The organism is Streptomyces sp. D2-8, from assembly GCF_023184515.1.
Classification (GTDB): Bacteria; Actinomycetota; Actinomycetes; order Streptomycetales; family Streptomycetaceae; genus Streptomyces.
The window spans coordinates 13,496-32,012 of record NZ_JAAHBP010000032.1 but is presented as its reverse complement, the minus strand read 5'-3'; the positions used below and the strand labels follow the sequence as shown (position 1 = coordinate 32,012).

21 protein-coding genes and 3 pseudogenes are annotated in these 18,517 nt (G+C 70.4%); 12 read left to right on the top strand and 12 right to left on the bottom strand.

Annotated elements, in window-relative coordinates; genetic code table 11:
* Nucleotides 1-68: 68 nt before the first annotated feature.
* Nucleotides 69-386 carry a nuclear transport factor 2 family protein gene (locus tag G3I77_RS41000; RefSeq protein WP_248511444.1) on the bottom strand — a complete coding sequence of 106 codons (318 nt, stop codon included), beginning with the start codon at nt 384-386 and terminating at the stop codon, nt 69-71.
* Between G3I77_RS41000 and G3I77_RS37775 the strand changes: the two genes are divergently transcribed.
* Nucleotides 381-872, top strand: coding sequence for a MarR family transcriptional regulator (locus tag G3I77_RS37775; protein WP_248511341.1), 492 nt, complete (start codon nt 381-383; stop codon nt 870-872). The genes G3I77_RS41000 and G3I77_RS37775 overlap by 6 nt on opposite strands.
* Nucleotides 873-884: 12 nt before the next feature.
* Here the strand turns inward: G3I77_RS37775 and G3I77_RS37770 are convergent.
* The 3 genes and pseudogenes from G3I77_RS37770 to G3I77_RS37760 form a co-directional block, all read right to left on the bottom strand.
* Nucleotides 885-1,489, bottom strand: a pseudogene (locus G3I77_RS37770) (metal-dependent transcriptional regulator); the annotation flags it as partial.
* Between the two features lie 8 nt (nt 1,490-1,497).
* Nucleotides 1,498-1,914 (bottom strand): annotated as a pseudogene (locus G3I77_RS37765) (YbhB/YbcL family Raf kinase inhibitor-like protein); the annotation flags it as partial.
* A 21-nt stretch (nt 1,915-1,935) separates the two neighbouring features.
* Nucleotides 1,936-2,190 (bottom strand): hypothetical protein, encoded by a 255-nt coding sequence (locus G3I77_RS37760; RefSeq protein WP_248511335.1) that lies wholly within the window; start codon nt 2,188-2,190, stop codon nt 1,936-1,938.
* Between the two features lie 526 nt (nt 2,191-2,716).
* Between G3I77_RS37760 and G3I77_RS37755 the strand changes: the two genes are divergently transcribed.
* The 3 genes and pseudogenes from G3I77_RS37755 (at nt 2,717) to G3I77_RS37745 (ending at nt 5,196) form a co-directional block, all read left to right on the top strand.
* Nucleotides 2,717-3,697 carry a GNAT family N-acetyltransferase gene (locus G3I77_RS37755; protein ID WP_248511333.1) on the top strand — a complete coding sequence of 327 codons (981 nt, stop codon included), beginning with the start codon at nt 2,717-2,719 and terminating at the stop codon, nt 3,695-3,697.
* Between the two features lie 13 nt (nt 3,698-3,710).
* Nucleotides 3,711-4,105 (top strand): annotated as a pseudogene (locus G3I77_RS37750) (NAD(+) kinase); the annotation flags it as partial.
* A gap of 404 nt (nt 4,106-4,509) precedes the next feature.
* Entirely contained in the window at nt 4,510-5,196 is a 687-nt protein-coding gene (locus G3I77_RS37745; RefSeq protein WP_248511331.1) for a hypothetical protein, read from the top strand.
* A gap of 293 nt (nt 5,197-5,489) precedes the next feature.
* Here G3I77_RS37745 and G3I77_RS37740 read toward each other — a convergent pair whose 3' ends face one another.
* The gene (locus G3I77_RS37740; protein ID WP_248511329.1) at nt 5,490-5,864 is read right to left on the bottom strand and encodes a DUF6223 family protein; all 375 of its coding nucleotides are present in this window, start codon (nt 5,862-5,864) and stop codon (nt 5,490-5,492) included.
* A gap of 228 nt (nt 5,865-6,092) precedes the next feature.
* Here G3I77_RS37740 and G3I77_RS37735 point away from each other — a divergent pair, with 228 nt between their 5' ends.
* The 4 genes from G3I77_RS37735 to G3I77_RS37720 all read left to right on the top strand — a co-directional run bounded on the left by G3I77_RS37735 (nt 6,093) and on the right by G3I77_RS37720 (nt 10,176).
* Nucleotides 6,093-7,220 (top strand): sensor histidine kinase, encoded by a 1,128-nt coding sequence (locus G3I77_RS37735; RefSeq protein WP_248511321.1) that lies wholly within the window; start codon nt 6,093-6,095, stop codon nt 7,218-7,220.
* A complete protein-coding gene (locus tag G3I77_RS37730; RefSeq protein WP_248511317.1) occupies nt 7,217-7,879 on the top strand; it encodes a response regulator transcription factor in 663 nt (220 codons plus the stop codon). Before G3I77_RS37735 ends, G3I77_RS37730 begins: the two co-directional genes overlap by 4 nt.
* Nucleotides 7,880-8,308: 429 nt before the next feature.
* Nucleotides 8,309-8,704, top strand: coding sequence for a hypothetical protein (locus G3I77_RS37725; RefSeq protein WP_248511316.1), 396 nt, complete (start codon nt 8,309-8,311; stop codon nt 8,702-8,704).
* Nucleotides 8,705-9,174: 470 nt separating this feature from the next.
* A complete protein-coding gene (locus tag G3I77_RS37720) occupies nt 9,175-10,176 on the top strand; it encodes a terpene cyclase (protein ID WP_248511315.1) in 1,002 nt (333 codons plus the stop codon).
* A 174-nt stretch (nt 10,177-10,350) separates the two neighbouring features.
* Here G3I77_RS37720 and G3I77_RS37715 read toward each other — a convergent pair whose 3' ends face one another.
* Both G3I77_RS37715 and G3I77_RS41345 read right to left on the bottom strand, forming a co-directional pair.
* Complete coding sequence (locus G3I77_RS37715) at nt 10,351-10,593, bottom strand: DUF6233 domain-containing protein (protein WP_248511314.1); 243 nt, start codon at nt 10,591-10,593, stop codon at nt 10,351-10,353.
* 244 nt (nt 10,594-10,837) lie between these two features.
* Nucleotides 10,838-11,233: a hypothetical protein gene (locus G3I77_RS41345; protein WP_374388352.1), complete on the bottom strand. Its 396-nt coding sequence runs from the start codon at nt 11,231-11,233 to the stop codon at nt 10,838-10,840.
* Between the two features lie 55 nt (nt 11,234-11,288).
* Between G3I77_RS41345 and G3I77_RS41340 the strand changes: the two genes are divergently transcribed.
* Nucleotides 11,289-11,654, top strand: coding sequence for a CAP domain-containing protein (locus G3I77_RS41340; RefSeq protein ID WP_374388349.1), 366 nt, complete (start codon nt 11,289-11,291; stop codon nt 11,652-11,654).
* Between the two features lie 6 nt (nt 11,655-11,660).
* On the opposite strand, the gene G3I77_RS37705 is transcribed toward G3I77_RS41340, so the two are convergent.
* The 3 genes from G3I77_RS37705 to G3I77_RS40765 form a co-directional block, all read right to left on the bottom strand.
* Nucleotides 11,661-12,989: a HAMP domain-containing sensor histidine kinase gene (locus G3I77_RS37705; protein WP_248511310.1), complete on the bottom strand. Its 1,329-nt coding sequence runs from the start codon at nt 12,987-12,989 to the stop codon at nt 11,661-11,663.
* Entirely contained in the window at nt 12,986-13,675 is a 690-nt protein-coding gene (locus tag G3I77_RS37700; RefSeq protein WP_248511308.1) for a response regulator transcription factor, read from the bottom strand. The genes G3I77_RS37705 and G3I77_RS37700 overlap by 4 nt, the downstream gene beginning before the upstream one ends.
* A 113-nt stretch (nt 13,676-13,788) precedes the next feature.
* On the bottom strand, nt 13,789-13,995 hold the full coding sequence (locus G3I77_RS40765) for a hypothetical protein (protein WP_282574420.1): 207 nt from the start codon (nt 13,993-13,995) through the stop codon (nt 13,789-13,791).
* A 79-nt stretch (nt 13,996-14,074) separates the two neighbouring features.
* Between G3I77_RS40765 and G3I77_RS37690 the strand changes: the two genes are divergently transcribed.
* On the top strand, nt 14,075-14,287 hold the full coding sequence (locus G3I77_RS37690; RefSeq protein WP_248511443.1) for a hypothetical protein: 213 nt from the start codon (nt 14,075-14,077) through the stop codon (nt 14,285-14,287).
* 270 nt (nt 14,288-14,557) lie between these two features.
* Here G3I77_RS37690 and G3I77_RS37685 read toward each other — a convergent pair whose 3' ends face one another.
* The gene (locus G3I77_RS37685; protein WP_248511306.1) at nt 14,558-14,896 is read right to left on the bottom strand and encodes a co-chaperone YbbN; all 339 of its coding nucleotides are present in this window, start codon (nt 14,894-14,896) and stop codon (nt 14,558-14,560) included.
* Between the two features lie 180 nt (nt 14,897-15,076).
* On the bottom strand, nt 15,077-16,216 hold the full coding sequence (locus G3I77_RS37680; protein WP_248511304.1) for a CdaR family transcriptional regulator: 1,140 nt from the start codon (nt 16,214-16,216) through the stop codon (nt 15,077-15,079).
* 87 nt (nt 16,217-16,303) lie between these two features.
* Here G3I77_RS37680 and G3I77_RS37675 point away from each other — a divergent pair, with 87 nt between their 5' ends.
* Both G3I77_RS37675 and G3I77_RS37670 read left to right on the top strand, forming a co-directional pair.
* Nucleotides 16,304-17,359, top strand: coding sequence for a ferredoxin reductase (locus G3I77_RS37675; protein ID WP_248511302.1), 1,056 nt, complete (start codon nt 16,304-16,306; stop codon nt 17,357-17,359).
* 7 nt (nt 17,360-17,366) lie between these two features.
* Nucleotides 17,367-18,485 carry an acyl-CoA desaturase gene (locus G3I77_RS37670; RefSeq protein WP_248511300.1) on the top strand — a complete coding sequence of 373 codons (1,119 nt, stop codon included), beginning with the start codon at nt 17,367-17,369 and terminating at the stop codon, nt 18,483-18,485.
* Nucleotides 18,486-18,517 lie beyond the last annotated feature (32 nt).

Below are 18,517 nucleotides of genomic sequence, written 5' to 3'. Positions count from 1 at the left end.
TGTGCGAATCGACGCACGGGAGTTTCCTGGTCGCCACTGCTTCCTCTCAAGCGTCCGCCGGCCGGGCGTCAGACGAAGGGCTCGTAGCAGTCGTAGTTGCGCTGAGCGACGATCTTGCCGTCCCGGAATGCGAGGAAGGCTGCGATGTGTGCGCGCATGACGTGGCCCGCGGGCAGGCGGCCGAAGCCGGAAGCCAGAGTGCCGGACCATTCGAGCTCCAACGCGACCTGGTCGCCGGAGGCCACCGCGTTGATCACTTCGTAGTGCTGAGCGGTGAGCAACGTGCGGGCCTGCGCAGAGGCGGCGAGAGTCTCCGCGAGATCGCGGTCGACGCCCGCGGGAAACAGCGCGTTCGGCAACTGTGAGTGGGTCATGTCCGGGTGCAGGAACTCCTTGAGCTCCTCCGGCGCCGCCAGCCGGGCTACTGCCTCGTGGTGACGGAGAGCGATGCGGACGTGGGGGTGTTCGTCGGGTTCGCGGTCAGCAGTGCGATCCAGGCCGACCTCGCCTCGATGGGCTTCGGCGACCTGCGGATGTCCCACGGGTACGTGTTCCAGCACCTGATCGACGCGCAGCCGACTGTGAGTGACCTGTCGGCGAAGCTCGACATGACCCAACAGGGAGCTTCCGAGGTAGTCGCGGATCTCGAACGGCTCGGCTATGGCGAACGCCTGCCGAGCCCCCGTGATGCCCGCATTCGCCATGTCGCCCTGACCCGCAGGGGCAGGGAAGCCGTCACTGTCGCCCGACGCGCGCGGGAGCGCTTTGATCCGGCGGCATTCGATGTGGCGCGGGCGGTACTTGTCGATCTCCTGGATGAACTGGGCGGCACAGCGGCAGTTCACCGTCGCGACGTCAGGCCGCCGCGCTGACCATCACGCCGCGGGCGAGGACGTCACGCTCCCGACCGCGCCGGGCTGCACCCCGGCGTGCCGCAGTGTGGACATCAGTGGGGGGCGGTCTGGATCAGCTCCCTGATGTGCCGTACGACCGTGCTCGCGCCGTTCGGCCCGGGCTTGAGGTCGCTGAGGCTGACCATGCTCTCGTCGGGGGAACGCATCCAGGGCGCTCTTCCCGCCGAGTTCCTCCAGGCCCGGGATCGGGTTGCCGTAGGGCGACTTGGTCGGGTGTCGCAACAGCTCAAGGACGCGGCGTTCGACGGCCTCGCTCAGCACGTGCTCCCAGCGGCAGGCTTCGGCGTGGCCTGCTCCCACTCCAGCCCGATCACGTCGACGAGCAGGCACTCCGCGAGACGGTGCCTGCGCATCACGCGCGTGGCGATCCGCCGGCCCTCCTCCGTCAGCTCCAGGCGCCGGTCGCCGGCGACGTGCAGCGCGTTGCGCTCCATGCGGGCGACGGTCTGGCTGACGGTGGGGCCGCTCTGGTCCAGACGCTCGGCGATGCGGGCGCGCATGGGGACCACGCCTTCCTCCTCGAGTTCCAGGATGGTGCGGAGATACATCTCGGTGGTGTCGAAGAGTGGGGACATGCTGTTCGTCAGGCGGGGGTTTCGGCGGTGGCGGTCAGGACCGCGCGGCCGAGGATGTGGCCGGCCATGGTGAAGCCGAGGACGGCCGGGGTGGCGTCGGCCGTCACACCGATGGACTCGACGTCGAGGGCCCGCACCACGACGAAGTAGCGGTGCGGGCCGTGCCCGGCCGGCGGGGCGACGCCGATGAAGCGGGCCGTGCGGGCGTCGTTGGGCAGGTGGAAGGCGCCCTCGGGCAGGCCCGAGCCGGTGTCGTCGCCCGCGCGCTCGGGCAGCTCGGTGACGGTGGCGGGGATGTCGGCGACCGCCCAGTGCCAGAACCGGGACCCGGTGGGGGCGTCGGGGTCGTAGACGGTGACGGCGTAGCTCTTGGTGCCCTCCGGAGCGCCGCTCCAGGACAGCTGCGGGGAGACGTCCTCCCCGCCGGCGTCCCGGGTGGGGGCTGCCTACTGGGTGGTATGGGTGAGCCAGCGGTGCAGTGCGTTGTGGACGTGGTCGGGCAAGGTGCTGAGGTGGTCGATGGCCTCGCGGTCGCCGGGCATGGGAGCGACGCCGGCGGTGGTCAGTGCCGCGTTGAGTTCCAGGCGGTGCACATCCCGCGGGGCGAGGGTGAGGTTGAGGCGCTGGGTGGGGTTGGGCGGTGGCAGCAGGAAGTCGTCGTGTGCCCAGGACGGCCGGCCAGGCGTGGTGGTGTGGGCCATGGACAGGCTCCTTTCAACGCTTGGGTTGTGAAGGGGGACTTCGCGTGAGGGGAAGCCGGTTGCGGCCCGCATGAGGGTCCACCCGAATGCAGCAGAGCGGCTGGAGTGCTCCTATGACCTGGTGGACTGCTTGCGACTGTTTTCGAGGAGCGGTAGCGGCGGGGCCGTGCCATCGTCCGGTATCTCTACCGGCATCAGCTCCGGCCTGGTTTGTTCACGGATCACGACGGCGCTTGTTCAGCACTCTGGAACGCGCCCGCCGGGGTCGAGGTCGATGTCCACGAGGACGGACAGCACCAAGTCGACTGACTCCCCGCCCCGGGCAGGGGGTGGCCTTCCCGGGCCGGTCCCCGTAGTAGCCGTTGTTCGACCGGCCGGTATTCGGCCCGGCGACTGCCGCTGTTCCCGGCGGACAGGCAAGGCAGACCGGCCGGGTCCTCGGTCCCGGGTATCGGTGAACCTTTCGCCTCGCCTGCGGCGCACGCCCGTGGTGCGATGAAACAGGGGGGTCGGGAAGGAGAGAGCGATGACCCCACCGGCAGGGGAGCGCAAGAGTGGCACGGGCCCGTTGTCGGTCCGCCCGCTGGGTGAGGCGGACCTGGATCGGGCCGACGAGATCTTCAGGGTCGCCTTCGGGACGTTCCTCGGGGCTCCCGAGCCGAAGACGTTCTTCGGGACCGCCGACTACGTCCGCACCCGTTGGGCGACCGATCCCCAGGCGGCCTTCGCAGCGACGGTGGAGGGCGAAGTCGCCGGATCGAACTTCGCCGCCAACTGGGGCAGCGTCGGGTACTTCGGCCCGTTGACCGTGCGTCCGGACCTGTGGGACCAGGGCGTCGGCAGGCGCCTCATGGAGCCGGTCATGGACTGCTTCGACACCTGGGAGAACCGCCACCTGGGCCTGTTCACCTTCTCGCACAGTCCCAAGCACCTTGAGCTCTACCGCCGGTACGGTTTCTGGCCCCGATTCCTCACAGCGATGATGAAGAAGCAGGTGGCAGGCAGTGCCGCAGTCCCCGGCCGATTGCTGTACGGCCGGCTGCCCGCCGCCGAGCAGCCCGACGCCCTGAGCCTGTGCCGCGCGCTGACCGGGGCCGTGTACGAGGGCCTGAGCCTGGAACGCGAGATCGTGGCCACGCACGCGCAGGGGCTCGGTGACACCATCCTGCTCCAGGGCGCCGGCTCCGAGCTCGACGGCCTGGCCGTCTGTCACTGCGGAGCCGGGTCGGAGGCCGGCGAGGACGTGTGCTTCGTCAAGTTCGGAGCCGTTCGCCCCGGCCCGGAGGCCGCCAGCCGGTTCGAACGACTCCTTGACGCGTGCGAGCAGCTGGCCGCCGAACACGGACTGGGTCAACTGGACGCCGGGATGAACCTGGGCCGCCCGGATGCCTACCGTCGAATGGTCGACCGCGGTTTCCGCACCTGGTTGCAGGGCGTGACCATGCACAGGCCCAACGACCCCGGCTACAGCCACCCCGACGCCTACGTGATCGACGACTGGCGCTGAGACCTCGCCACGCTCGGCCCGCGAGGACCGGCTCAGGAGCGACAGCCGCATGTTGCTCGCCCTGCGGGCCTCTCTCCGACTGGAGGTGCCAGAGGGCATGGAGTCATGGGTGCGGTACGGCCGTGGGCCACTCCTGCCGCAGCCCCAGGTGCGCCCCGACTGCGAACCGACGACGAGTGGGGCATCCCGCTGGACGTCACCGCGCTCAACGACATCGTTCTGGAGAAGCTGGCCAGGGACCGCCAGATCTCGGTCGGCGTCTACGTCTCCGGCCGCCTCCTGGCTTCGTCCTCCGCCGACGCCCTGCTCGTGGCCACGCCGACCGGCTCGACCGCCTACAGCTTCGCCGCCGGCGCACCCGTCGTCTCGCCCACGGGTCGTCGGCAAGCAGCAAGACCAGCGCAGCCGAAGCAGCAAGACGAGCCGTGTCAGTCCTGCACAGGAAGATCCCGACCGACGTGCTCGCCAGCCTCCTGAGCCGGAGGTGGCCGGGCGAGCCCAAGGGGAAAGCTGGGCAAGCCGTCCCGGACGGCTTGCCCGCCCCGACAGGGCTGCGCCGAGGTGGGTGCCCGCCCGGCCTGCCGGACGTCCTGGCCGGCCGGAACCGAGGCGGTGGAACAGTGCCGGGGCCGGACCATATGCCGCAACGGGCCCCCGAGGCAGGGGAGCCTGGGCATTCTTGCCGCATGGCCCCAAACGAAGGTGCAGCAAGCCCGTCAGAGTCCGAGGGAGGAGCGAGGGCCTCCGCTGGTCCGCCCGCTGCCCCCGCGCAGGCGTCCGGGGCCGGTGACGGCAGCAGCGCACCGGAGAACGTGTCTTCCCCCGGGACGCGCCCCGTCGCGGCACAGACCTCGCCCCCGCAGGAGGAGTCCGAACCAGCCGTCGACACGGACGCCTCCGAGGAGTCCGGTAGCGGCCCGTACCGCGTCACCGTGCTGGATCTCGGACGGTTCACGGTCGGCGCCGTCACGGTGGTAGCGGCACTGGCCGGGCTGATCCTCGGTATTCGGGCCGAGCTGTACGCCGGCAGGGAGGACCAGCGCGCCGAGAAGGCGGAGCAGCGGGCGGCCGCGGAGGAACGCCGGTCAAAGGAGGACCGGGAGAAGGCGTACGCGAACCTCGTCGACTTCTACCGTATGGGCTCGGAGGTGATCGTGGTGAACGGAAGCGCCCGCGTCATGGCGATGCGGCTCACGCTCCCGGCGAACAAGGTGAGATGGGACTTGGACCTCCTCCAACCCTGCAAGCAGATCGCCGTCCCGAACAAGGCGCTGCTCGACTCCATGGCCCTGGAGCAGCCGTCGGTGAGTCTGACGGAAGGGGAGCTGGCCCAGCTTCGGCTGGAGTTCATGGACCCGATGAGCGAGGCCTGGATCCGTAACAGCGGCGGGGCCTTGGCGCGCATGGATGCATGGGCGCCGTCAGGGCGGCCCAACCTGGTGAGCTCGGAGGCATGGAACATGTCGGCGCAGGACGCACCCCAATGCGACGGGTCCTGACCCGCGAAGTACGGCCACTCTGACCTCAGGGCACACCTATAGCCCTGGATATCGTCTGGTTCGGTTGGGCACCACGCCAGGAGCACGTCAGGGGTTCTGGCGGCGGGGTTGATGGACGCGGCCAGACGTGCGGGGTGGCGTGGAAACGTGGTCGGTCCTGGTCGGCTGTCTGCTCCTGGCCTTCGCTCTGCCGCTGTCCTCGGTGCTCCGGGGCTGGAGCGCCGGATGTGGGTGCTTGCCGTCTACGGGGTCCGGCGCGCGGCGGCCCCACGCACGCCGTGACGGAGTGATGGTCAGACGGTCGTCCGATCGATCGGCCGGTCGCCGCCCCGGGAGCGGGTCAGCGCCCGGCGGCCGAGGAGTACGGCGCCCAGCCCCAGCGGGACGGCGACGAGGGCGCCGACGAGCCCGTTGCCGGTGCCGGGACCGCCGTTGGAGGTGGTCAGGTGCAGGACCGCGAGGGCCGTGCCGGCCAGCCCCACCGCGATGGCCGCCATCCCGCCGGTGCGCGCGTTGCCGATGCTGATCCGGCCGCCGGCGCGGGCCAGGGCCAGCCAGCCGACGGCCACGCCGAGCAGCCCTACCCCCAGGGCCAGGTTGGCCCCGGTCCGCCCGTCGCCGATGATCCCGCCCTGGGCGGCCGCCATCAGGGCTGCTGAAGCACTCATGCCGCTCTCCTCTCCATCCGTCGCTGACTGCGATGCTCGATGCGCTTTGAGCATGCGCGCCCGGCCCCTGCCGATCGTCCAGCAGACGCAGGCACTTTCCACTGCCGCCGCCGCGGCATCCGGATACCGCGGACGCGGCAGGCAGCGCGCGGGTACCGCACACGCGGTAGCCGACCGCTCGTCCGTGAGCCGGACTCGCACACGACCGCATCCGGTTACGGTGCACCCATGGACAAAGGACGGTTCGCTGTCCCGGCAGCGGTCACCGACTGGGTGATCGCCGTGGGCGTGGCGGTGCTGCTGTTGGGCACGGGGCTGTCCGGACCGCACCCGGTCGGGGGCCGCGAGCTGCTCGGCTGCGTGCTGCTGGCGGTCGGCGGGCTGGCGCTGGCCGCGCGCCGCCGGGCACCGCTTGTGGTCCTGGCTGTCACCGGACTGGGCGCGGTGGGCTCTCTGGCGGCCGGGTTCGAGGTGCTCGCCGTCTCCTACCTCGTCGCGGTCTACGGCGCGGTACGTGCTGGGCACCGCGTCGTCGCACTGGCCGCGTCCGGGGGCCTGGTGGCCGTGCTCCACCTCACCGCCCTGGTCTTTCACGACGGGTCCACGCGCGAGGTCGCGGCGCAAGCCCGGAACACTCTTGAGATCGCCTGGCTGATCGCCGCGTTCGCCGCCGGGGAGGCGGTGCGGCAGGCCGAACGGCGGGCGGACGAAGCTGAGCGCACCCGCGAGGAGACCGCCAGGCGACGTGCCGACGAGGAGCGGCTGCGCATCGCGCGGGAGCTACACGACTCGCTCACTCACCAGATCTCGGTCATCACGGTGCAGTCCGAGGTCGCCGTCCACGTGGCCCGGCGGCGGGGCGAGCAGGTACCGGAGGCCCTGCTGGCGATCCAGGAAGCCGGCCGGGAGGCGAGCCGCGAGCTGCGCGCGACCCTTGAGGCGCTGCGCGAGGAGGACACCGTCCCGCCGCACGGGCTCGACCACATTTCAAACCTGGTGAAAGGGTTCCAGGCGGCCGGCCTGGAGACGACGCTGACGATCGAAGGACATCCGCACGACGTGCCGACCGCAGTGGGCCGTACCGCTTACCGGATCGTTCAGGAGTCGCTCACCAACGTTGCCCGGCACGCCGCCGCAACCACTGCCTCCGTGCACATCGGCTACCGGCCGGACATCCTCGCCATCCGCGTCGACGACGACGGGAAGGCCACCCGGCACCCCGCGCCGACGGCCGGGCTCGGGCTGCTGGGTATGCGCGAACGCGTCACGGCCCTGGGCGGCCGACTGCGCACCGAGCCGCGCAGCTCAGGCGGCTTCACAGTCCGGGCTGAACTCCCCACGAATGAAGCATCGTGATCCGTGTCCTGCTGGTCGACGACCAGCCGCTTATCCGCAGCGGTTTCCGCGCGCTACTCGCCCTCGAAGACGATATCGAGGTGGTGGACGAGGCCGCCGACGGCCAGGAGGGCTTGGCGCTCGTTCAGGAGCATCTGCCCGATGTCGCGCTCATCGACATCCAGATGCCCGTCATGGACGGTATCGAAGCGACCCGGCGCATCGCCGCGGACCCGGCCCTGGCCGGGGTGCACGTCGTCATGCTGACCAACTACGGCATGGACGAGTACGTCTTCGACGCGCTGCGCGCCGGCGCCGCAGGCTTCCTCGTCAAGGACATCGTGCCGGAAGACTTCCTGCACGCCGTACGTGTCGCCGCCCGCGGCGACGCCCTGCTCGCGCCCGTGATCACCCGCAAGCTCATCGACCGGTACGTCACCCAGCCGCCCCCAACCCGCGCCGGCAGCGGGCTGGAGGAGCTGACCGGCCGCGAACGCCAGGCGGTCGTCCTGGCCGCACGGGGCCTGTCCAACGACGAGATCGCCGTCCGACTGGTCATCAGCCCGTTGACGGCCAAGACCCACATCAACCGGGCCATGGCCAAGCTCCACGCCCGTGATCGTGCCCAGCTCGTGGTCCTTGCCTACGAATCCGGCCTGGTGGCCCCGCGCGGTTCCTGACCGGCGCCGCAGCCGTCGGCTGGCTCACGGCCACGGCGGCCCGAGGGATCTGACCGTGAGCCGGACACGCCACGGCCCCGGGGAGGTCGGCCATCCCCGGGGCCCGGTACAGGGAGTCGCGTTGTCCAACGACGGCGCGGCCCCGGCGTTACGTCGTGGCCGCCTGGAGAGATAGGAGTGTCGGCGGCCTTCCGGGCCGTCGCGGGGCAGCACACCGGGCGGCGCCCACATGCCCCAGCGCGCACCCGTGAGCCGTCCCGGCTCTTTTCGAGCTCAGCCGACAGACTTGGATCATGACGCTCGCAGCTCCCTCCTGGTGGGGCGACTGGCCCAAGTTTCTGCCTGGCTGGCTTGCCTTCATGGCGACTCTCGGCACGTTGCTCTACAAGGCGTGGACCCGACGACACGTTCGCCCTCGGTCCGGACGGCATGGCAGTACGCGAGGCGCTGACCACGGTTCGCAGTCTGTTCGGAGAGCTCATTGACGAGCGAGGGTTCGACGCGTCCTGGTTCCTGGCGGAGGAACGGAGAGACACAGGTCAGCGGCTTAAGGATCTCTCACAACGTCGAGACGACCCGGAACTGCGGCAGACGATGGCCAGTGTCGCCCAGGCCTGGGCCGACGCGTCCGGTAGCGCGCCGCCGAGCCGGGTCATGATGGCCTACGCAGACACGCCTGAGACGCCTCAGGAACAGCGCCGCCGACAAAGATACGCCGCGGCCCGAGCCCGCCAAGTGGATGTTGCCCGGGAGGGGATCGAGCGCGTGGAGACGGCACTGAAGCGCCTCAACAAGCTAGAGCGCAAGATCTTCGGCAGGTCATGACGGCGTGGCTTCTCGCATGTTTCAGCGGTCGCGCACCACGTGGGGACGGTCACAGAACCCTCGCGAGCCCAAGGGCCGCAACGCCCCGCTCGAAGGCGCTCACGGGCGCCGTGGACGGCTCTACGTGCGCGTCCAAGTCCGGGGCGGGAGACACGATGCCGAGCTGCTCCCACCACTCGCGCTGCCCGTCCGGCGGCGGGGACCGGTGACGCGTCCTGGCTGCTCACCGGCGGGCCGCGCCGCTGAGGCTTCTGGACGGGGAGGGCTGGGGCCAGGCTCCGGAGGGGTTCGACGCCGCCAATCACGGGAAAGTGCGCCGGTTCGTAGATTCATGGACGTGCCTATTGGGCAAATACCGGGCCACCGCAGCAGGTGCAACAGTGATGGACGGTTCGCCGTCCGGTGACCGGATGTCGGGATCACTCCGTGCGGTGAGCACACCGTTGACGGCCATCCAGGGAGGGGGGCTCGTGCCGCAGGACGTCCAGTTCGCTCTTCCGTTTCCTCTTGCCCTGAGCCCGGATCTTGAGGGTGCGCGGTTACGTAACCGCAACTGGGTGCTGCGTACGGGCCTGGTGCAGGAGGGCAGGTCGCTGGACTGGTACGCCTCTTGGGACATGCCGCGGCTCGCCGCCTACGGATTCCCGCACGCGCAGGGGCCGATGCTGGACGTCTGCACGGATGCGATGGCGTTCTTCTTCGTCTTCGACGACCAGTTCGACGGCCCGCTCGGGCAGACACCCGCCCGGGCGGCGGTGGTGTGCCAGCAACTGATCGACATCGTGCACGGATCCGCGCCGGGCAGGGACGCGTGTTCGGTGGCGTTCAAGGACATCTGGGCCCGCAGCGCCGACGGCGCGCATCCAGCCTGGGTGACTCGCACGGCCCATGAGTGGGAGTACTACTTCGCCACCCAGGCCCACGAAGCTATCAACCGGCTGCGCGGCGCACCCAGCGACATGGAGAGCTACCTGCAGGTCCGCCGGGGCATCGCCGGCACCGACCTGCCGCTGTCCCTGGGGGAATGCGCCGCCGGCATCAGCGTCCCCGCATCCGCATTCCACAGTCCGCAGCTGCGCATCATGCGCCAGGCCGCCATCGACGTCACTCTGATGTGCAACGACGTGTACTCCTTGGAGAAGGAAGAAGCGCGCGGTGACATGGACAACCTTGTGCTCGTCATCGCGCACGCCCAGCGCTGCACCCGGGATGACGCCCTCGCTGCGGCGCGCCGGGAAGTCGAGGAACGCTGCGCGCGGTTCGAGGAGCTTGCCGTCCAGGTGTCGGCCATGTGCGCGCAGCTCGGGCTGGACGCTGAGGACCGGGCCGCGGTGGACATCTATGTCGCGGTGATGGGCTCGTGGATCAGTGGCTATCACGCCTGGCAGACGGAGACTATGCGCTACACCAGCGCGCCGCGGGTGATCCCCAGCCACGGGCCCGGCTACTTCGACGAGGTGCTGCCGTCATAGCGACACCGCCACCGTGACGCGAACCCCTGCTTGGAGCGGCCCGGAAACGGCGGCCACGAAGTACCACTCCAGAGTGGACGGCTACCTCAGCTGCCCGACTTCGACCGGATGCCGGTACCGGCCCCGGGCCGAGTGGGGACACCTGCTGCTGAACATGCTCCGCGACGTCCTGAATCAAGACATCATCGAGGGCAAGAAACAGTGGTGGGCGCACGTTGCCCGGGTCAAGGCACTCCCGCGGCGGTTGCCCGCGGCGTAGCAGTCGCCGGCATGGACCTGGACGGGCGGGCGTCCGGTGCCGATACCGAGCTGGACGATCCATTCCGGACTGGCGTGCCGGACGTGCCGGCCGTGTTCCCGTTCGGCTTCCCGCCGCTGGAGCTCAGCGGTCTTGTTGTCGATGCGTGCCAGCCACATGGTGTGCCACACCCTCAGGGTGAGCTCCCCACCGTTCCTCAGCGGACTTTGGCGGCTCTCTTAAGGCTTCTTGAAGATGACCTTCGAACGGAGGTCTCCGCCCCGGCCGGGTCCTAGGCTCTCGAACACCCCCCACAGGTCCGGTGGCCGCGATCGCGGCCACCGGACACGGGGCCGAGTCAGCCGACCGACAGACCGAGGTGTCCTGCATGGGTTCCCGCCGAGCCGCTCGCCCGTCCCGCTTTCACGCCCGCCCCCGCAGTGGGCCGAAATCGCGCGGTCCCGCGCTGGCCATGGGAGCCGTCGCTGCGATCGCGGGCGTCGGGATCACCGTGGCCGTCGTCAGCGGCGAGGACGGCGACGCGTCGGACCGGGTGGTTGCGAACAGCACGGACAGGACGCCGGGCGCCGGGGACGCCGCCGACGGTGCGGCGCCGCTCGCCTCTGCTTCGGCGAGCCCGAGCACCACGGCGAGCAGCTCGCCGAGCGCGAAGCCGAAGGAGAAGCGGAAGCAATCGGCGAGCCCAACCCCTCGTGCACGGAAGACGACCGCCCCCGCGTCGAAGGCACCCGCGGGGACGACGGCGAAGAGCAGCGGCGGCGGGTCGGCGAGCGGTTCCGGCGGCATACGCCCGGGCAACACCGGATCGGACTCCGGGTCGGATTCCGAGTCCGGTGGCGGGCCCGAGACCCAGGTGCTCGCGCTGGTCAACAAGGAGCGGGCCGCGGCGGGCTGCTCGCCGGTCACGGCGAACGACCGGCTCACCCGGGCCGCCGACGACTACAGCGACGTCATGGCGAGCAGCGGCGTGATGTCCCACACCGGCCCCGGCGGCTCGACGATGACGACCCGGGTCGAGGCCGCGGGGTACCAGTGGTCGACCCTGGGCGAGAACATAGCCCGGGGCCAGGCGGACGCCGCCTCGGTGATGAAGTCCTGGATGAACAGCCCCGGGCACCGCGCGAACATACTCAACTGCTCCTTCAAGGAGCTGGGCGTGGGCGTCCACTTCGGCGACGGCGGGCCCTGGTGGACGCAGAACTTCGGCGCCGGTCGCTGACCCCGGTCACCGCCCCCCGCCGCCGGCCCCGCCCGCGTCAGCCAGTACGAACGACACCCGCACCCGGGCGCCGCCCAATGGCGCCCGGGTGATCGTCAGTTCGCCGTCCGCCGCGCGGGACGCCCGGGCCACGATGTCCAGGCCCAGCCCCGTCGAACCTCCGACGCTCACACCGCGCGTGAGCGCTGCGTCGGGGTCCGCCACTCCCGGTCCCGCGTCGTCGACCGTGAGGAACACGTGCCGATCCGCCCGCTCCACGCGCACGGCGAAGGCGGTGCCCTCCGGGGTGTGCCGGAAGACATTGCCGATCAGGGCATCGACGACGGCCGCAAGGTCGTCCTCGGGGAAGGCTACGGGCACCAATCGCGGCGTGAGAGAGCGCTCGCAGGGTCGTCCTTGCTTGCTGGCGAGGACCGACCAGAAGTCCAGGCGCATGGCGACCACCTCGGCGACGTCGCACGCCTTCGCAGCGCCGGCCGCCGCACGGGCCGGCTGCGCCGACGCCAGCGGTGTACGGGCCGCGGCGATGATCGAGTCCAGTTCGCTCTCCAGCTGGCCGGCCGCCTCCGCGACCCGCCGGGCGCTGGGCGTCGACCCCATCCGGTCGGCCTCCAGGTAGAGAGCGGTCAACGGGGTGCGCAGCCGGTGCGAGAGGTCGGCGACCAGCTCGCGTTCCACGGCGAGCAGGTCGAGGACGCGGTCGGCCATGGTGTTGAACGCCGCACCGGCCTCCTGCAGTTCGGGCGGGCCGTCGGGTTCGACACGCACGTCCAGATCGCCGGAGCCGAGAGCCAGTGAGGCGCGCTTGAGACTGCGCGATGACCGGACGACGCGGGCGCCGAGCCGGTCTGCGACGAGTACCGAACCGCCGACCAGACCCAGCGCGAGCAGCGCCATGACGCCCCAGGACGCGGCCACGCCCCGGGTGAGGTCTGCGGCGGGCACGAAGGCTTCCACGACCGCGACCCGGTCGCCCTGCAGGACGACGGGCTGGAGGTAGACCCAGCCGCCGGCGGTGTCCACGGCCAGCGTCTCGCGCCTGCGCACGGCCCGGTCGAGCGCGTCCCGGGGCGCGTGCGGGGTGCCGACGAAGCCGCCGTCGGGCAGACGTACGACGAGCTGGTCGGAGGAGCCGAGCTCGGCGACGGCCTGCTGCACGTCTGCGCGCCGGGTGGTGAGGGCGAGCACGGGAGACAGGGCGGACGCCCGCTGCTCGGCAGCCGTGGTGGCCCGGTCCCGTGCCTGTTCGCGCACGAGGAGGGCGAGGGGGATGAGGAAGGACAGGGCCACCATTGAGGTGACGGCCAGGGCGATCCAAGCGAGGGCACGTCTCATGGCGAGCTGACCAACTTGATGCCCAGGCCGCGAACCGTGCGCAGATAGCCGGGCTTTCGCGCCTTCTCGCCCATTTTGCGGCGGAGCGCGGAGAGGTGGACGTCGACCGTCTGGTCCTCGACGTACGGCTGCTGCCACACCTCGGTGAGTATGCGCTGCCGAGTGACGACCTGGTCGGCGTGGGCGGCGAGGTAGGCGAGCAGATCGAACTCGCGGCGGGTCAGAGGCAGTTCCCGGCCAGCCAGGTGCGCGGTGCGCGCGGTCGGGTCGATGCGCAGGTCTGCCACCTGCAGAACTGGCCGCCGGGCCGCAGTTACGTCGGCGGGCACGGACCGGCGCAGCACGGCGGCGAGCCGGGCGGCGAGCTGGCCGCCGGAGAACGGCTTGACCAGGTAGTCGTCGGCCCCCGCGTTGAGCAGCCGGATGATCTCGCTCTCGTCGTCACGGGCGGTGGCGACCAGGACCGGCACGCGGGAAATGCCCCGGATCATGCGCAGCACGTCGAGGCCGTCGAGATCGGGCAGCCCCAGGTCCAGCACCACGATGTCCGGCGGGCTCTGGGTGATCTCGCGCAGCGCCTCGAAACCCTGGTGGGTGGTCCTGACCGCGTAGCCGTGCCCGGTCAGGACCTCGATCAGCGCGGCCCGGATGACGGGGTCGTCCTCGACGACAAGTACGGAGGCCATGAGCAGGCACGTTAGCCGGTCCGTCACTATGGTGCAGTGTCCCGCCTCCTGCGCTACCTGATCATATGGCTGGCCTGCACGGCAGCCAGTGTCACCGCTGTCATCCTCACGATTCACTTCGTGGTGGGGTCGACCCGGCCGACCGCGCCGGTCGCGCAGTCCGCGCCGAGTGAGCCCCCGAAGTCCCCGCGGCCCAGCCCCACCACCGCGAAACCCTCCCCGAGTCCGTCGGCGAGCAACCGCAGTCCCAGCCCGCCGCCCCGGAGCAGCGAGCCGGCGACCGATCCCAGCCCGACGCCCACGCCCACGCCGACACCCACCGGCCGCACCAGCACCCCGGGGGCGCCGACCAGCGCGGACGGCTCGGGGTGCCAGGAAGGCGGCGCCGGCGTCTATACGGTGCCGTCCGAGGGCGGCAAGGCCACCGTGCGGTTCGGCGACGACGCGGTGTGCCTGATCTCGGCGGTGCCGAACCAGGGGTTCACGGTGAGTACGAGCCGGACCGAGGCGCAGACGCTCACGGTGACGTTCTCGGCGAGCCGCCACCGGTCGGAGATCACCGCCACGATCCAGCCGCAGAGCCGGGCCGACGTCCGCGAGGTGTCGTGGTGACGCCCCCTTACACGAACGCTCGTCAGGTGGGATGACTGGCGGGCCCTGCTCTAGGTGGCCGCCGGGCGCCTGGTGCTGCGCGTTCGCCAGGGGAGGACCTCTTGCCCGCCTTTCCCGAGGTGCGCTTCGGGACCGCGCAGCGGCCGGACACGACCGCGCTCGACGGGGTTTTGTGATCTGTGGGGTGTCTCAGCCCCAAGGTGTCTCAGGCGGCGCAGCTCCCATAGACGCGACGTGACAGGCGTCGCGGCCTCGTGTCGCAGCGGCCGCTCAGAGGTGGCCGTCCAGGAACTCCCGTACCTCGGCGATGGTCATAGGCCCCGTGCCGTGCGCCACCGCTTCTCCCTCCTTCAGCAGGACGTAGGACGGGGCTCCGGTGATCCCGTATCGCCCGGTTGCGGCCGGACAACGCGTGATGTCGGTGCGGACGGTTGTCAGGCGGCCGGTGTAGTCGTCGGCGATGCCCTCCATGACGAGGTCCATCACCCGGCAGGGCTCGATTGCCTTGGGCCATGTCCCGGTGAAGTATGCGAGGACCGGAACTCCGCTCATCCCGAGGATGAAATCGAACTCCGCGTCCTCGCGGGGTCGGTGAACCCGCTTCGCCATAAAGGCTCCTGACCTCACGTTCCGTCAATTGCATCCCCATCATCCCTCGCGCTGTGTGCCAGGCCGGCCGGGTTGGTCGTCCGCTGTTCGCCGGGCGGCGTGGGCCGGCTGATGGTACTGAGGACGAGGCGCGATTCCTGGACCGCTCGCGGACGCGGTCGTGGAGGGTCGAAGTACGTGTCAGCTGGTCCGGAGTCCGAGCGCCAGTGTCAGTTCAAGGACTCGGTGTGGTGATGCGAGGTCCGGAAACAGCTCGCGCAGCTGCGACATCCGGTACCGGACTGTCTGGGGATGGATGAACAACGCCGCTGCCACCTCGTCCCGCCTGCCCTGGTGCAGTAGCCACGCCCGCAGCGTCTCCTCCAGTCGCTGTGCGGTCGCGGCAGGCAGGGTCCGCAGCGGTGCGAGGGCTCGGGCCCGCAGGTCTGTGAACGCGTCCACGTCGGCGCTCAGGACCAGCTCGGGCAGGTGGTCCTCGGTGTCGCGGATGTCGGAGGAGAGGGAGCGCGCGCGTTGGGCTCGTGCGTACGAGGCGGACGCACGGGTCCATGGCCGGGCCGGGCCGGCCACGGCGGTGCGGTCGGTCAGCTGCCGCAGGAGATGGGATCGGTCGGCATCGGGGACGAGCAGCACACCGGTGGCGTCCGGGAGATCGTCGAGGACGAGGGTGCTCGGGTCGAGCGCGCGGTAGGCGGGCCGGGCCTGGGCGGCGGGCAGCAGGACCGCGGTCAGCGATACCGGAGGCTGCCACCCGGCCCGTTGGGCGGAGGCCAGCAGCACGTCCGGGCTCGCGCCGGCGAGGAGGTCGCGGGCCAGGTGTTCCAGGTGGCGCTCGTGGTCCCTGCCCCGGGCGGCCAGTTCGTCGGCGTGGCCCGCGGCGCTCGCGGCGGAGAGCTCGTCGATGTAGGCGAAGGTCAGCTCGGCGAACTTGGCGACTTCGGCGGCGGGCAGACCTGCGGGTACGGCGCCTGCTGCCAGGCATCGCCAGGCCACGCGGGCGCCGACGCGGTAGGCGCTGAGCAGGGCGTCCATCGAACGGCCGTCGCGCACCTCGCCGCGGCCCAGTTCGTAGGCTGCGTCACCGGCGTCGCCGCCTGTGGCGTTCCCGCTCGCGAGGTCCAGGTAGTGCCCCAGGGCGGTGCGGACGGCTCGGCGGATGGTGGCGCCCATGTGGCCCGAAAGGGCGCCTGCGTAGGGAGGGACCTCGTCGATGATCGCCTGGACGACCTCGTCGGCGGTGGTCTTCAGCGCGGCCCGCAGTGCGGTGACCGTTGTCTCGTCCAGGGCCAGTTCGCTGGCCCTCTGGATTGCATGGCTCATGATTTTGTTCCCTGCGAACAATTCAGCCGACCAGATTTACGTCCTGCGGTCAGGACTTTACGCCTTGAGGCGCAGCAAGGTGGAGTCATGACGAGTGCAGCCCTCCGCAGCAGGGCGTGGAAACTGCTGGAGATGGTCACGACGCCGCTGCTGCCGTCGGACTACCTCGACCTGGTCAGCCCGCTGCGTGCGGGCGCTGACCTGCGTGGGCGCATCGAGGCCGTGCACCCCGAGACGGGGGACGCCGCGACCATCGTGATCAGGCCGGGACGGGGCTGGCGCGGCCACACCGCCGGTCAGTACGTGCGGATCGGGGTCGACGTCGACGGGGTGCGCCTGTGGCGTGCCTACTCCCTCACCTCGCCGGCAAACCGCCCAGACGGCCGCGTCACGATCACCGTGAAGGCGATCGAGGACGGCAAGGTCAGCAACCATCTGGTCCGCAGGGCGAAACCGGGCACGCTGATCCACCTCGACCAGGCGACCGGTGACTTCGTGCTGCCGCAGGACAAGCCCGCCAAGGTGCTCTACCTGACGGCCGGCAGCGGCATCACGCCCGTGATGGGCATGCTGCGCGACACCGAGTTCGACGACGTCGTCATGGTCCACTGCGCGCCACAGCCGCACGACGTGATCTTCCGCAACGAACTGCACGATCTGGTCGCGGACAGAAAGCTGCGGCTCACCGAGGTGCACACCGACACCGACGGCATGCTCGACATCGCCCGTCTCGACGAACTCGTGCCCGACTGGGCCGAGCGCGAGACCTGGGCGTGCGGGCCCGCGGGCCTGCTCGACGCCGCCGAAGAGCACTGGAGCGAGCACGGCGTCCACGAGCGCCTGCACACCGAACGCTTCCGCCCCAGCATCGTCGCCGTGGGCGACGGCGGCGAGGTCACGTTCAGCGCCACCGGCAAGAGTGTCGACGCGGACGGCGCCACGCCGTTGCTGGACGTCGGCGAGGAGGCCGGGGTGCTCATGCCCTCCGGGTGCCGCATGGGCATCTGCTTCGGCTGTGTCACGCCGCTCAAGGCGGGCGCCGTCCGCGACCTGCGCACCGGCGAGATCACCGAGGCCGAGCCGGGCGTCCTCATCCAGACCTGCGTGTCCGCCGCCGCGGGCCCCTGCGACATCGAACGGTAGGAACAATTTGACCGCCATCGACCCCACCGCCCACCTGACCGCGGAGCAGATCGAGGAGCTCGGCCGCGAGCTCGACGCGATCCGCGACGAGGTGATCGCCGGCCGCGGCGAGAAAGACGCCGCCTACATCCGTAAGGTCATCTCGGCGCAGCGCAAGCTCGAGCTGGTCAGCAGGGGCGTGCTGCTGTTCTCGATCTTCCCGCCCGCGTGGCTGCTCGGCACCGCCGGGCTGTCCGTGGCGAAGATCATGGACAACATGGAGATCGGCCACAACATCCTGCACGGCCAGTGGGACTGGATGCGGGACCCGAAGATCCACTCCACCACCTGGGAATGGGATCACGTCTCGCCGGCCGACCAGTGGAAGCACTCGCACAACGAGCTGCACCACACGTACACCAACGTGATCGGCAAGGACAACGACCTCGGCTACGGCATCATGCGCGTCGACGAGGACCAGAAGTGGCACCCGTTCCACCTCGGCCAGCCGCTGTGGAACTTCCTCAACGCCTGCTTCTTCGAGTACGGCATCGCAGCGTACGACCTGGAGCTCGGCAAGAACCTGCACAAGCGCCGCCGCAAGAACCCGGAGTTCCGCGCCCGGGCCAGGGCCGTGGGCCGCAAGATCCGCAAGCAGGTGCTCAAGGACTACGTGATCCACCCGCTGCTGTCGGGCCCGTCGTTCCTCCCCACGCTCGCCGCCACGTTCACCGCGAACCTGGTCCGCAACATCTGGACCCACTCGGTGATCATGTGCGGGCACTTCCCCGAGGGCGTACAGGTCTTCGAGCGCCGCTCGATCAAGGGCGAGACGCGCGGCCAGTGGTACCTGCGCCAGATGATGGGCTCGGCGAACATCAGCGGCAGCAAGGCCATGCACTTCATGACCGGCAACCTGTCGCACCAGATCGAGCACCACCTGTTCCCGGACCTGCCGAGCAACCGGTACGCCGAGGTCGCGGTGAAGGTGCGCGCGCTGTTCGAGAAGTACGAACTGGAGTACGTCACCGGCCCGCTGCCCAAGCAGGTGTTCTCCGCGTGGCACAAGGTCTTCCGGCTCTCGCTGCCGAACAAGAAGCCCAAGGTCAAAACGCCGAACCGCGAGCAGGAGCTCGTCGCCGCCTGATTCCCGGTATGGGTTCAGATCTCCCGGCCGTA

Coding starts and splice junctions, on each gene's coding strand:
- G3I77_RS37735 (WP_248511321.1), top strand. CDS start 6,093: ATGGACAAAGGACGGTTCGCTGTCCCGGCAGCGGTCACCGACTGGGTG.
- G3I77_RS37760 (WP_248511335.1), bottom strand. CDS start 2,190: ATGGCCCACACCACCACGCCTGGCCGGCCGTCCTGGGCACACGACGAC.
- G3I77_RS37705 (WP_248511310.1), bottom strand. CDS start 12,989: ATGAGACGTGCCCTCGCTTGGATCGCCCTGGCCGTCACCTCAATGGTG.
- G3I77_RS37725 (WP_248511316.1), top strand. CDS start 8,309: ATGGCAGTACGCGAGGCGCTGACCACGGTTCGCAGTCTGTTCGGAGAG.
- G3I77_RS37680 (WP_248511304.1), bottom strand. CDS start 16,216: ATGAGCCATGCAATCCAGAGGGCCAGCGAACTGGCCCTGGACGAGACA.
- G3I77_RS37715 (WP_248511314.1), bottom strand. CDS start 10,593: ATGTGGCTGGCACGCATCGACAACAAGACCGCTGAGCTCCAGCGGCGG.
- G3I77_RS37755 (WP_248511333.1), top strand. CDS start 2,717: ATGACCCCACCGGCAGGGGAGCGCAAGAGTGGCACGGGCCCGTTGTCG.
- G3I77_RS37740 (WP_248511329.1), bottom strand. CDS start 5,864: ATGAGTGCTTCAGCAGCCCTGATGGCGGCCGCCCAGGGCGGGATCATC.
- G3I77_RS37675 (WP_248511302.1), top strand. CDS start 16,304: ATGACGAGTGCAGCCCTCCGCAGCAGGGCGTGGAAACTGCTGGAGATG.
- G3I77_RS37685 (WP_248511306.1), bottom strand. CDS start 14,896: ATGGCGAAGCGGGTTCACCGACCCCGCGAGGACGCGGAGTTCGATTTC.
- G3I77_RS37700 (WP_248511308.1), bottom strand. CDS start 13,675: ATGGCCTCCGTACTTGTCGTCGAGGACGACCCCGTCATCCGGGCCGCG.